General features: G+C 60.1%; 14 protein-coding genes. 4 read left to right on the forward strand and 10 right to left on the reverse strand.

Annotated features, from left to right (window positions below):
- Window positions 1–37: 37 nt before the first annotated feature.
- Both WA943_RS01875 and mdh read right to left on the reverse strand, forming a co-directional pair.
- Window positions 38–1,180: an MBL fold metallo-hydrolase gene (locus WA943_RS01875; protein WP_424468134.1), complete on the reverse strand. Its 1,143-nt coding sequence runs from the start codon at window positions 1,178–1,180 to the stop codon at window positions 38–40.
- Between the two features lie 129 nt (window positions 1,181–1,309).
- Complete coding sequence (gene mdh, locus WA943_RS01880) at window positions 1,310–2,299, reverse strand: malate dehydrogenase (protein WP_424468135.1); 990 nt, start codon at window positions 2,297–2,299, stop codon at window positions 1,310–1,312.
- A gap of 348 nt (window positions 2,300–2,647) precedes the next feature.
- On the opposite strand from mdh, the gene WA943_RS01885 reads away from it, so the two are divergent.
- From WA943_RS01885 to WA943_RS01895, 3 genes are all read left to right on the forward strand, one after another.
- Window positions 2,648–3,277 (forward strand): hypothetical protein, encoded by a 630-nt coding sequence (locus WA943_RS01885; protein ID WP_424468136.1) that lies wholly within the window; start codon window positions 2,648–2,650, stop codon window positions 3,275–3,277.
- Between the two features lie 149 nt (window positions 3,278–3,426).
- Window positions 3,427–3,984 (forward strand): PadR family transcriptional regulator, encoded by a 558-nt coding sequence (locus tag WA943_RS01890; protein WP_424468137.1) that lies wholly within the window; start codon window positions 3,427–3,429, stop codon window positions 3,982–3,984.
- A 15-nt stretch (window positions 3,985–3,999) separates the two neighbouring features.
- A complete protein-coding gene (locus WA943_RS01895) occupies window positions 4,000–4,656 on the forward strand; it encodes an O-methyltransferase (protein WP_424468138.1) in 657 nt (218 codons plus the stop codon).
- A gap of 12 nt (window positions 4,657–4,668) precedes the next feature.
- On the opposite strand, the gene arsB is transcribed toward WA943_RS01895, so the two are convergent.
- The 8 genes from arsB to WA943_RS01935 all read right to left on the reverse strand — a co-directional run bounded on the left by arsB (window position 4,669) and on the right by WA943_RS01935 (window position 11,855).
- The gene (gene arsB / locus WA943_RS01900) at window positions 4,669–5,730 is read right to left on the reverse strand and encodes an ACR3 family arsenite efflux transporter (RefSeq protein WP_424468139.1); all 1,062 of its coding nucleotides are present in this window, start codon (window positions 5,728–5,730) and stop codon (window positions 4,669–4,671) included.
- Window positions 5,730–6,245: an arsenate reductase ArsC gene (locus WA943_RS01905; RefSeq protein ID WP_424468140.1), complete on the reverse strand. Its 516-nt coding sequence runs from the start codon at window positions 6,243–6,245 to the stop codon at window positions 5,730–5,732. The genes arsB and WA943_RS01905 overlap by 1 nt, the downstream gene beginning before the upstream one ends.
- Window positions 6,242–7,267, reverse strand: coding sequence for a TauD/TfdA family dioxygenase (locus WA943_RS01910; protein WP_424468141.1), 1,026 nt, complete (start codon window positions 7,265–7,267; stop codon window positions 6,242–6,244). Before WA943_RS01910 ends, WA943_RS01905 begins: the two co-directional genes overlap by 4 nt.
- A gap of 15 nt (window positions 7,268–7,282) precedes the next feature.
- Window positions 7,283–7,777 (reverse strand): ArsI/CadI family heavy metal resistance metalloenzyme, encoded by a 495-nt coding sequence (locus WA943_RS01915; protein WP_424468142.1) that lies wholly within the window; start codon window positions 7,775–7,777, stop codon window positions 7,283–7,285.
- Window positions 7,777–8,121, reverse strand: a complete 345-nt coding sequence (locus WA943_RS01920) for an ArsR/SmtB family transcription factor (protein ID WP_424468143.1) — start codon at window positions 8,119–8,121, stop codon at window positions 7,777–7,779. Before WA943_RS01920 ends, WA943_RS01915 begins: the two co-directional genes overlap by 1 nt.
- Window positions 8,122–8,179: 58 nt before the next feature.
- Window positions 8,180–9,301: a cell division protein ZapE gene (gene zapE / locus WA943_RS01925; RefSeq protein WP_424468144.1), complete on the reverse strand. Its 1,122-nt coding sequence runs from the start codon at window positions 9,299–9,301 to the stop codon at window positions 8,180–8,182.
- Between the two features lie 125 nt (window positions 9,302–9,426).
- Window positions 9,427–10,269, reverse strand: coding sequence for an arylamine N-acetyltransferase family protein (locus WA943_RS01930; protein ID WP_424468145.1), 843 nt, complete (start codon window positions 10,267–10,269; stop codon window positions 9,427–9,429).
- 86 nt (window positions 10,270–10,355) lie between these two features.
- On the reverse strand, window positions 10,356–11,855 hold the full coding sequence (locus tag WA943_RS01935; protein ID WP_424468146.1) for a CoA-acylating methylmalonate-semialdehyde dehydrogenase: 1,500 nt from the start codon (window positions 11,853–11,855) through the stop codon (window positions 10,356–10,358).
- 339 nt (window positions 11,856–12,194) lie between these two features.
- On the opposite strand from WA943_RS01935, the gene WA943_RS01940 reads away from it, so the two are divergent.
- Window positions 12,195–12,470 (forward strand): hypothetical protein, encoded by a 276-nt coding sequence (locus tag WA943_RS01940; RefSeq protein WP_424468147.1) that lies wholly within the window; start codon window positions 12,195–12,197, stop codon window positions 12,468–12,470.
- The last annotated feature ends 44 nt before the right edge of the window (window positions 12,471–12,514 follow it).

A 12,514-nucleotide genomic window follows, 5' to 3' on the forward strand; every position in this document is an offset into this window, starting at 1 on the left:
CTCGTTCCCGGGACCCACCTTCCCTCACCCATCGCCCTCACTTCAGATCCGACGTCTCGATCGCCGTCGAACCGCCCGGCAGCGTAATCATCAGCCCGTCATAGCCGAGCAGCGTATCGCCCTTGCCACGCGCCTCTGCAACGCCGCGCATGAACATGTGCCGCGCAAGCGCATTGGGCAGCGGCGGCACGATATGCGTGAAGACAAGCAGCCGCACATTCGCGTCGCGCGCAATCTCCGCCGCTTCCACCGGCGACGTATGATAGCCGAGCGTGTCATGCACCATCTTCGCGCGACGCTTGTCGCCCGTCTCGACAAGCGCCTGACTGATCAGATTGGACATCTCGTGATTGAGCGCCTCATGCACGAGAAGATCGGCATCCTTTGAAAACCGCGCAACGCTTTCGGTCTTCTTCGTGTCCCCGCTGATGATTGCGACGCGGCCCTGATATTCCACACGATATCCATAAGACGGCTCGACCGGATGATGATCGACGAGGAAGGCGGAAATCTTCAAACCGTCCTTGTCGAATACCGGCACCAGCACATCGCGGGGCGGCGTCGGAATTTCATGCGCGATCATTCCAGTGCCTTTCAGCGCCAGATAATCCGTACCATGATGAGATAGGCGATAACCCGCATCCGCGTCATAGGCTGCGGCAAATCCTGCGACCAGCGCCGCCGTGCCCTCCGTATGGCCCTCCGCCTTCGGATCGGCAACCTCGGGTCGCGCAGGCCCCGTCACCTCCAGCGGCACATCGCGCCCGCCGATCCAGCTCTGCACCGCAAATTCGCCAAGCGCGCCAATATGATCGGAATGAAGATGCGTCAGCAAAATCGTGTTGATCGCTCCGGCAGGCAAGCGCCCCGCAACGATCCGCGACCATGAGCCCGGCCCCACATCGATGATCACGATATGCCCGCCCGCCATCACCGCCGTGCAGGCATTGGCGCGCGAGGTGTCGGGCATGGGCGAACCCGTCCCGCACAAAAAGATATGCAGCGCATTGTCCGTCAGCAGCTTGGCATTGTCCCCGCGCGCCAGCCGGTTGAATGCGGTCCGCTTCATCACCGCATCCTGAAGCGACGGCACGGTCCAGAGAACCGCCAGCGCGCCACCGAGGATAACGAGCAAAGCCAGAACGACGAGCGACAGCGACCTCAATCCAATGCGCCTCATTTTATCCCCTCCCGGATACAATTAATGAGAAACATTAAATCAAAAAACGGGCGCGCACAAACAAAAGCGGACGGCGATCGCTCGCCGTCCGCTCAATCTCTCGCAGAAAAGGCTCAAAAAGCCTCGATCTTACTTCTTCGCCTTACCGGCAGCGCCCTTGGCAACGCTCGGATCGATCTTCTTGCAAGCGGCAACGAGACCGGCGACCGAGTCGACCGACTTCTGGAACGCCTTCTTCTCGGTCGCGTTCAGCTCGATCTCGACGATGCGCTCGACGCCGCCCGCACCGATCACGACCGGCACGCCGACATAGATATCCTTCTGGCCATATTCGCCGTTCAGATAGGCCGCGCAGGGCATAACCCGCTTCTGGTCGTTGAGGTAGGATTCCGCCATCGCAATGCCCGAAGCTGCCGGCGCATAAAATGCCGAGCCGGTCTTCAGCAAGCCGACGATTTCCGCACCGCCATCGCGCGTGCGCTGGATGATCGCGTCGAGCTTTTCCTTCGTCGTCCAGCCCATCTTGACGAGATCGGGAAGCGGAATGCCCGCAACCGTCGAATAGCGCGGCAGCGGCACCATCGTGTCGCCATGGCCGCCAAGCACGAAGGCCGTCACGTCTTCGACCGACACCTTGAACTCTTCGGCGAGGAAATAGCGGAAGCGCGCGCTGTCGAGAACGCCCGCCATGCCGACAACCTTGTTATGCGGCAGACCGGAGAACTGGCGCAGCGCCCAGACCATCGCGTCGAGCGGGTTGGTGATGCAGATGACGAATGCATTCGGCGCATATTTCGCAATACCTTCGCCGACCTGCGCCATCACCTTGAGGTTGATGCCGAGCAGATCGTCGCGGCTCATGCCGGGCTTGCGCGGCACGCCAGCCGTCACGATGACGACGTCGGCGCCCTTGATGCCCTTGTAGTCATTGGCGCCCGAAAGCGCCGCATTGTAGCCCTCGACCGGCGAAGCCTGGGCGAGATCGAGCGCCTTGCCCTGCGGAAGACCTTCAGCAATGTCGAAAATTACGATATCGCCGAGCTCCTTGAGCCCTGCGAGAAGTGCAAGCGTGCCGCCAATCTGGCCGCCGCCAATGAGTGCGATTTTCTTCCGCGCCATGTGAGAAGCCTCTTTAAGTCTGGGGGGCACTTCTGCGGCCGGCTGGACGCGCGTGCGCTCCATTGGGTGAAATCTGGGGAGCTAGTAGCGCGAATCTCGGCCAACCGCAATGAACAGCGCGCCGACCTTAACCAAGAATTTCACATCATGTTGACGGAGAGGCCGCCATAACGCACCCTCTCAAATTGGCACAGTACCGCGCCGCCCTTAATCAAGCCTTCATCGGAATGTGCTTAATAAAGGGTAGCCGGATGAGCCAACAGGTGGTTGGCGGGGCCGTGAACCACCGACGGGCGAAGGTTCCAGACCGGATCCATTGCCCGGGTTGAGTAAAAGGGGGGCGTAGATATGTCGGTGCAATTCCCTCGTGGCGTTACGCGCCGTGCCTTGTCCGCGACGATAATTCTGGGCCTCGCAAGCCTCGGAGGCTGCGCCGCACCAATGATTGCGGGCCTCACCGCCGCCCAGGTCTTCTCGCTCGCAGGCCTCAGCGCCACGATCATGACGGGCCGCGACATCACCGAACACGCCGTTTCAATCGTCACCGGCAAGGACTGCCGTTTCCTTGAAACGCTGCTGCGCAACGGCCGCTCCTTCTGCGAAGAGCCAAACTCCGTCGCCGCAAAAGACGACTTCCAGGGCGTCATCGCCTATCTGGACAAGAGCGATACCGGCACGGAAACAAAGGTCGCCGCTGCAAAGCTCGACCCTGAAGTCCTGGGCTTCGCGCCTGTCGACCGCCGCGCCGCGGAAGATTTCTCGCTGGAAATAGCTCGCAAGAAAAGCCCGACCGTGGAAGCCCCCATGCTGTCTTTCGGCATGCTTTCGGCGACTTTCGGTTCGTCTTTTTCCTATGAGCTGCATATGCGCGGAAGCCTGACCGACGGCGCGACCGAAAAACTCGCTTTGGTCATCCCCTCCCCGGAAAAGGTCAAAATCGGCGCCCGCCCGAGCCGCAGCGACTATTTCGGCCTCTGAGCCGGATACCCAATTCCCACTGACATTGCTGAACAAGCCGCCGCCCCGGCGACCTTTCGCGCGCCTCCTCCGCAAAGAGTCGTCTTGACTCCGAGTTACTTAGATATATCTTTTATTTCGATATATCTAAGTAACTCGGAGACCGCATCATGTTCAGACATTTCAGAGGCCACCGGCACGAACATGGCCACAAGATCTGGGGACGAGGTCGCCACGCACTCGGCCTCGGCACGCGCCACGGCGGACGCCGCCGCGCCTTCGAACAAGGCGACCTGCGCTTCGTCATCCTGAAGCTGATCGCCGACGAGCCGCGCCACGGCTACGACATCATCAAAGCCATTGAGGAGAGCTTCGGGGGCACCTATACGCCGAGCCCGGGCGTCGTCTATCCGACGCTGACACTGCTGGAAGATCAGGGCTTTGCCACCGTCGCGCCCGGCGGCGGCTCGAAAAAGCTCTATACCGTGACAAGCGAAGGCCAGACCTTCCTGAATGATAACAAGGGGACGGTCGAGGCCCTGTTTCAGCGTATGGACAAGGCGCGCCGCACCTTCGGCGGCGGGCTCGCACCGGAGATCCTCCGCGCGATGCAAAACTTCCGCACCGCTTTCGAACTGCGCCTGGAGCGCGGCCCGCTCACGGCGGAGGAAATAGCGACCATCGCAAAAGCTATCGACACAGCCGCCGCAACCGTTGAACGCAGTTGAAGAAAGGAATCCGACATGGCCCGCTCTTTTCTGCCGGAAAAAATCGACGCCTATGTGAACAGCCTCGCTACGAGCGAAACGAAAGCCCAGAAGGCGCTGCGCATCGAAACGCAGAAGCTCCCCTTCGCCGGAATGCAGATCGCGCCCGATCAGGGCGCATTCCTCACCCTCCTCGTCCGCTCGATCGGCGCAAGAAATGCCATCGAGATCGGCACCTTCACCGGCTACAGCGCCCTTGCCATCGCCCGCGCCTTGCCGGACGACGGCAAACTCATTTGCTGCGATGTCAGTGAAGAATGGACCTCAATCGCACGGCGCTACTGGAAAGACAGCGGGCTCGAAAACCGCATCGAGCTGAAACTTGCACCGGCCCTCGAAACGCTCGAAGGGCTGATCGGCCATGGCAAGCAGGGCACATTCGATTTCGCATTCATCGATGCCGACAAGACGGGCTATGACGCCTACTACGAAGCCTGCCTGAAATTGCTGCGCCCCAACGGGCTGATCGCCATCGACAATGTGCTCTGGTCGGGCGCCGTCACAGACCCGGCCGCAACGGACGCCGACACCGTGGCGTTACGCGCGCTCAACATCAAGATCGCAAACGATACCCGCGTCGATGCCGCAATGCTCACCATCGGCGACGGCGTAACGCTGGCCCGCAAGAAATAGAAGAAACGACCATCAGTCCGCTGCACTCGTTGCGAACCACCGCTTCCGCCAACGCAGAGCGACGCCGACAAGCGCGATGAGAACCGGCACCTCGACAAGCGGGCCGATAATGGTGGCGAAAGCAACCGGCGAGGCGATGCCAAAAGCCGCAATCGCAACCGCAATCGCCAACTCGAAATTATTGCTCGCGGCCGTGAAGGATAGCGACACGGTGCGGGGATAATCCGCACCGATGAGGCGGCCCATGCCGAAGCTCACGGCAAACATGATGACGAAATAAAGAGCAAGCGGCACCGCGATCCGCAGCACGTCGAGCGGCAGGGCGAAGACCGCATCGCCCTTCAGCGCAAACATCACAAGAATGGTGAAAAGAAGCGCAACAAGCGTCATCGGCGCGATACGCGGCATAAACTCTTCATCATAGCGTTGCGCACCAATGCGCGGCCGCAGGAAGCGCCGCGTCAGATAGCCCGCCGCGAATGGCAACCCCAGATAGATCGCAACCGCGCTCGCAATGGTGCTGAAGCTCACCGCAATCACCTGCTCCTCAATTCCAAACAGAGGCGGCAGGAACACGAGGAAGAACCATGCATAGGCACCGAAGAAGAGAAGCTGGAAGACGCTGTTGAAGGCGACGAGGCCCGCGACATATTCCGCGCTGCCGCGCGCAAGCTGGTTCCACACGATCACCATGGCGATGCAACGCGCCAGCCCGATAAGGATAAGGCCCGTCATATAGGCCGGTTCATCGCGAAGGAAAATAATCGCCAGTGCAAACATCAGAACCGGGCCGATAAGCCAGTTCTGCACGAGCGACAGAAGCAGCACCTTTCGATCTTCAAAGACGCGCGGCAACTCCTCATAGCGCACGCGAGCAAGCGGCGGATACATCATCAGCACAAGACCGATGGCAATGGGAATATTGGTCGAGCCGATGGAAAGCGCGTCGAGAGCGACAGGAAGCCCGGGGGCAAATACGCCGAGCACCACGCCAAGCGCCATCGCCGCAAAAATCCACCCCGTCAGATACCGGTCGAGAAAGCCGAGGCGCGGCGCCTCCGTCACGGTTTCCATCAATCCGCACCGGCCATGTTTTGCCCCAATTCGACAAGTTTGCGCTTCAACGCCAGCTCATCGAGACTGCGGATCGGCAGGTTCAGGAAAAGATCGATGCGTCTGCGAATTTGCAGAAAGACATCAACAAACTTCCGCCGTATCGCATCCGGCGAACCGGCAAATGCTGCGGGATCTTCAAAAGGCCAATGCGCCGTCATCGGCTGACCCGGCCAGATCGGACAGACCTCGCCCGCCGCGTTGTCGCAAACCGTAAAAACGAAATCCATATGCGATGCGCCGGGCCGCGCGAATTCATCCCATGCCTTGGAGCGCAAACCCTCGACTGGAATCTGCGCCGACGCCAGAAGCTCGATGGCATAAGGATTGACGCGGCCTGCGGGATTGCTTCCCGCGCTGAAGGCATGAAACCGCGTGCCTCCGCGCGCATTCATATAGGCTTCTGCGAGAATACTGCGCGCCGAATTTCCCGTGCAGAGAAAGAGAACATTGTAGCTCCGCTCCGCGCCGCTCAATTTGACTGCTCCAGCTTCACTTGCGACGCAACGGTATCTGCAATGCGCTCGACGCCCTTGCGCAGCAATTCATCTCCACCAGAAAATATTGGATCGACTAGCCACAAGCGAAGCAGATGCCGCTTCATATCCGGCTCATCGAAATCCTCATATTCCGTGCGCTTGTGAAGCACCGACGCATTCTTGAGAAACTGGATATCGCCCGGCTCGAAATGCATGTCGAGATAGAAGCACGGATCGTTCGCCGTCTTCTCGATAAAGGCGATGACGCCCTCTTGCGCCGGTGTCAGCCTCGGCGCATCGGCATGCTGCTGGCTTTCGCGGATATACCAGGGGACAAAAAACGTCTGAAGCTGCCCGTCGGTGAAACGGCAAAGCTGCAATGGGAACCAGGCGCGCTCGCCCGGCCTGTGCTGACCTTGCGTGTCGAAAGGAAAGCTCTGGAAAAGCGCCGGCACAAGATCGGGACGCTGACGCAGCATCTCGTTGAAGATCGAAACCGAACTCACGATCCGGCTGACGCCGCCCGCCTTTGCCGCGCGCAAACAGAAAAGACCGATAACGTCTGCGGCATCGGTATGAAAATCCTGCTCGGCCCGCGTCTTGTAAAGACGGACGCCATAGGTCTTCGGATCGACGCCGGTGTCGCGCACATGGCCAAGAAGATCGCCATCTGTGTTCTGCGAAATGGCGCGCCCCATATGGAGCCCAAGCCCCCAATAGACGCCCGCGCAATCTTCCTTGCTGTATTCGGCAACGGGGAAACCGCGAAGCAGAATAAAGCCGCGCCCGTGTTCGAGTTCCGCAAGCCAGCCCGCAATGCGCGGCCCCAGACCCGGCAGCGGAAAATCCTTCCGCGTCCAGTCATAGATGTCGCGGCCCGTGGCGCGCGCGGCCTTGAGCGCATCGCGCAACTCGGCAATATCCGCGGCGCTCAGAACCTCGATCCAGTCGGAGCGATCCTGCAATTCTTCACCGAGCCAGGCGTTCGGCGTTGTCAGCGGTGCCGCGGGAATGCTCATGGAGCTCAACCTTCGTTACCCGGCGCAGCAACCGGAAGACGCAGCCACTTCAACTTTCGGCGCTTCGGCTTGCGGTGCCGAACAGCCGCAAGCGGACGCATCGTCGCCCATGTCGAGCTTCTGAAGCATCGGCCCGGTGCCGAACTCGTCCATCTGGTGAAAAGTGTAGAAGGCTTCCCAGCGCACGCCATCCGGGTCCGCCGTCCAGCTCTTTTCGGACTTTGCGTAGCAGCAGGTGGTGACGCCTTCAGGCAGATAAGGCGCTTCCGCCTGTTTCATGCGGTCGAAGATTTCGCCAAGCTCGTCCTGACTTTCGACCTGAATACCCGCATGGGAAAAGCCGATCTCGCCGGATTGATTTTCGACAACGAAATTGACGCGCGGATCGTCGAGCATCCATTTCGCATAGCCCGGACGGCGCACGGACGGCTCCGCGCCGAACAGCGTCGAGTAAAAGGCGACCGATTTTTCAAGATCGGCGGTGCCGAGGCTCACATGCAATCTCTTCATCAAGCACACTCCTTCTTGCGTTGACGGGTGCCGACAGCGCCGCAAGCGCCCTGACAGCAATCTTCCAGCAGAAATTCGGTCAGCCCGCGCATCATGGATAGATCGGCCTTGTAGATGATCGAACGGCCTTCACGCCGTGAGGTGACGAGGCCCGCATACGACATCTCTTTCAGATGAAACGAGAGGGTTGCAGGCGGCACATCGAGCGCTTCGCCGATCTCGCCTGCCGCAAGCCCGCCCTCGCCTTCCGTCAGCGAATGGGCACGCACAAGCGTGCGAAAAATCGAGAGGCGCGTTTCCTGCGCAAGGGCGCTGAGCGCGGCGATGGCGGTTCCTGTTTCCATATTTCGATATATATGGAAACGTAGAAACGAGTCAAGGCCGCACCTGAAACAAGGCTGCTTAGTCGGCGGCGCGAAGGCTCAGATAATCGGCGCTCTGCATTTCCATCAGCCGCGAAACGGTGCGCTCAAACGCGAAAGCGCCATCGCCCTTGGGATAAAGCGAGGCCGGTGCGGCTGCGGCGGACAGAATGAGTTTCGTCTTCGCCTCGTAAAGCGCATCGACGAGGGTGACGAAGCGCTTGGCCTCATTGCGCCGCTCCGGTGTCATGACCGGCACATTGTCGATGAGAACCGTATGAAAGCTCTGCGCGATCTTGAGATAGTCTGCAGCGCCAAGCGGCCTTGCGCACAGATCCTCAAAGGAAAAGCGGGCGACGCCATGCGCCGCTTGCGGGACATGAACGGCACGCCCCTTGAGCGCAAGCGTCTGCGGCTCGCCGTGAGCCTTGTCCGTCAGGTTCAGAAAGGCCGTATCGAGATTTGCCCGCGCGGCGGCATCCGCTGGCGTGTAATAGACCGGCAAACCCTTGATGCGGTCGAGCCGATAGTCCGTCGCGCTGTCCAGATGCACGACATCCATGCGCTCCTTGACCAGCGCAATGAAGGGCAGCAACCGCTGCCGATTGAGACCGCCCGCATAGAGATTGTCAGGCGCGATATTCGACGTCGCGACAACGACGACGCCGAGATCGAAAAGCTGTGTGAACAACCGCCCGAGGATCGAGGCGTCGGCAATATCCTGCACCTGAAACTCATCGAAACAGAGAAGCGCGGCTTCCTTCGCAACCGCTTCAGCCACCGGCGGAATCGGGTCGCCGCCCTTTACTTCGCCCGCCTTCTCGCGCTGTCGCCAATCGAAAATGCGCTCATGCGTCTCCTGCATGAAGGCATGAAAATGAACGCGGCGTTTGCGGGCACAAGGCGCATGGTCGAAGAAAAGATCCATCAGCATCGACTTGCCGCGCCCGACGCCACCCCAGATGTAAACGCCTTCAGGGGGCGTAACCGGGCGGCCAAAGCCGAACGCAGCGAATGCGCCGACCTTCTTGCCGGGCTGCCAGTCGGCGAGTTCATCATGCAGATGCTGCAGCCGCTGCGCCGCGCGCGCCTGCGCTGCGTCCTCGGCAATCTCGCCGCTGGAAATTTTCGCGCGATAGAAAAAAAGAGGGCCTTCGCTCATTTGTCAGGTCGCGCGGGAGATGGAACGTATTGCGAACATCACGAACCGATGCGTCGAAGGCCATACCGAGACTGACGGCATAGCTTGAAACCGGGATCAGTTCATCCTGAAAATTTACGCCAGACCTAAACCACCATTGTCTTCCATCGCGCGAAATGAGGGGCGAGAGATGCCGCCTTCTGGTCTTCGCTGAGCGAAATGCCGAAATAGTCGCGGAGTGCGACGGCAATTTCGTCGACACTGGCAAGCTGTCTGGTTTCGACGCGACCATCCTTATGGCGGATCGTGAGGCCGGTATTGAGCAGCGCGTGACGACGGTCGACCGCGGGCCGCGCGACGATCAGATGCTGGACGAAGATCGAATTCGGATGGGTCGCCGTAAACCAGTTCGACACCTCGTAATCGACCGGCGCCTGGGGCTCGAGCGAGAAGCTGTAGATGCTGACCCAGTCCTCCCCGAGCTTTGCCTGCAGTTCGAAATCCTGTCCCCGGCGCAGGATGCGATATGTCTCATGCGGCGTCGGCTGCTCGATATCGACCTCAAACTTCAGCGGCCCCGTCATGGTGAGGCCGCCAAATGCGATATCGGCGATGAACGGGCCCTCCGGCAGGTCGACGTGCACGACGCGGTGGCTGCGCGCCGAGACGATGTCGGCGGGCGACTTCCAGCGCACGCGGCCTATGAGATCGGTGACGCGAAAACCAAGTGCCTTCAATACGCCTGAAAACAGCATGTTCAGCTCGAAGCAGTAACCGCCACGCCGCTCATCAACGAGCTTCCGCACCACCGGAGCGAGATCGAGAAGCGGCGTCTTGCCCGCGAGCACGTCGAGATTTTCAAAAGGGATCGTAGTCGCATGAGAAAAATGAAGGGCGCGCAATGTCTCCAGCGTCGGCGCCCGCGAACCTCGATAGCCGATCCGCGCAAAATAAGTGTCGAGGTCGAGTGCGCTTCCATCAAGGCTCATTTCCGTCTCCCACCAGTCTGAGAAAACAGAAAAGCAAATGGCGCTCCCCGTGGGAAGCGCCATTTGGCATCGCAGCAAAGGAAAACTTATCCCATTGTGGGGATGACGAAGGACGAGCCCTCCTTGAGGCCCGTGGGCCAGCGGGACGTCACCGTCTTGATCTTGGTCCAGAACTTGACGCCCTCGGTGCCGTGCTGGTTCGTGTCGCCAAAGGCCGAACGCTTCCAGCCGCCGAAGGTGTGATAGGCGAGCGGCACCGGGATCGGCACGTTGATGCCGACCATGCCGACCTGAACGCGGCTGGCAAAGCTGCGTGCCGCATCGCCGTCGCGCGTGAAGATCGCAACGCCATTGCCATATTGATGCTTCGTCGGCAGCTCGGCTGCTTCTTCAAACGTCTTTGCACGAACGATCTGGAGAACAGGCCCGAAGATTTCCTCGCGATATGTTTCCATGTCCGGCGTCACATTGTCGAACAGGCAACCGCCGAGGAAGAAACCGTTCTCGTAGCCCTGCAGCTTGAAGCCGCGTCCGTCGATGAGGAGCTTCGCACCCTCTTTGACGGCAAGATCGATATAGCCTTTGACCTTGTCGAGATGCGCGCGGCTGACCAGCGGGCCGTAATCGCTTTCCGGGTCCGTCGACGTGCCGATCTTGAGTGCCTGCACACGAGGGATAAGTTTCTCGATCAGGCGCTCCGCCGTCTCGTCGCCGACAGGCACGGCAACCGGCAATGCCATGCAGCGTTCGCCCGCCGAACCGTAAGCCGAACCGATGAGATCGTTCACGACCTGATCCATGTCGGCATCCGGCATGATGATGGCGTGGTTCTTCGCGCCGCCCATCGCCTGCACGCGCTTGCCGTGAGCCGCGCCGGTTGCATAGATGTACTGCGCAATGGCCGACGAGCCGACAAAGCTCACCGCCTGAATGGTCGGATCGGTCAGGATCGCATCGACCGCTTCCTTGTCGCCATTAACGACATTGAGCACGCCTTCAGGCGCACCCGCCTCGAGGAACAATTCGCCAAGGCGGATCGGCACCGAGGGATCTTTTTCAGACGGCTTCAGGATGAAGGTATTGCCGCAGGCAATCGCGACGCCGAACATCCACATCGGAATCATGGCCGGAAAGTTGAACGGCGTAATGCCGGCAACGACACCGAGAGGCTGGCGCATCGAATACATGTCGATGCCGGGGCCTGCGCCTTCGGTATATTCACCCTTCTGCAAATGCGGAATTCCGCAGGCAAACTCGATGACTTCCAGACCGCGCTGCACGTCACCGCGCGCATCGGCCAGCACCTTGCCGTGTTCGGCGGAAAGCATCGCCGCCAGCTCGTCCATATTCGCTTCAAGCAAGCGCTTGAACTCGAACATCACGCGTGCGCGACGTTGCGGATTTGTCGCCGCCCAGCCCGGAAAGGCCCTTGCCGCAACGTCAACGGCGGCACGAAGCTCCGCCGTCGCCGCAAGTGGCGTCTTCGCCGTCACTTCACCCGTATTGGGGTTCGTCACATCGAGAAAACGGCCGCTCGTGCCTTTCACATGCTTGCCGCCAATGAAATGCGTCAGTTCCTTGACCATGGGCTTTCCTCGTGATGCTGGGTTCATTTGCGCACCCGGATGATCGCAGGCGGGGCACTTTTGTTACCTTTTAATTAGCGCGCCGTGGCGGCTGCGAGCAAGGCTTGCCGTCCTCTAATTCTCTGGTAGCGTTGAATTTTATGAACGAACGGTGTGCTCATGGTGTCTTTGGAGCAATAAAAGGTGATGCATTCGACGTTTCACAGTGGCGCTTCGCTGTCATTCGACTAGCATCCCCCTGGGGGAACCCGGGATTCGCTGGGGCCCTGGCAGGAGCAGACGACTGCGTCCAGCCGCTACAACCCACCGGCCTGAGAACACTGGGTAAGAGGAAAAACAATGTCCAATACCGTGAAAGTCATTATCGCCGTCATCGTGATCGCAGTGGTTTTGCTGGTCGGCTACAAGCTGACGAATAAAGCTCCTGCGCCCGAAGGCATGGCGCCCGCAACGTCTGAAATGGCACCCGCCACTGAAGCGCCTGCTGCGCCTGAAGCCGCTGCACCTGCCGAGCCGGAAGCCGCTCCCGCTGCTCCTGAAGCAGCGCCCGCCGCGCCGGAAGCAGCTCCTTCCGAAACGACGCCTGGCGTGCCTGCGGAAGAGCAGAAGCAGTAATTCAGCTTCGATCGACATCTACAGCCCGCGCGCTCCCAGGAGCG

This window comes from Parvibaculum sp. (assembly GCF_049651025.1).
Classification (GTDB): Bacteria; Pseudomonadota; Alphaproteobacteria; order Parvibaculales; family Parvibaculaceae; genus Parvibaculum.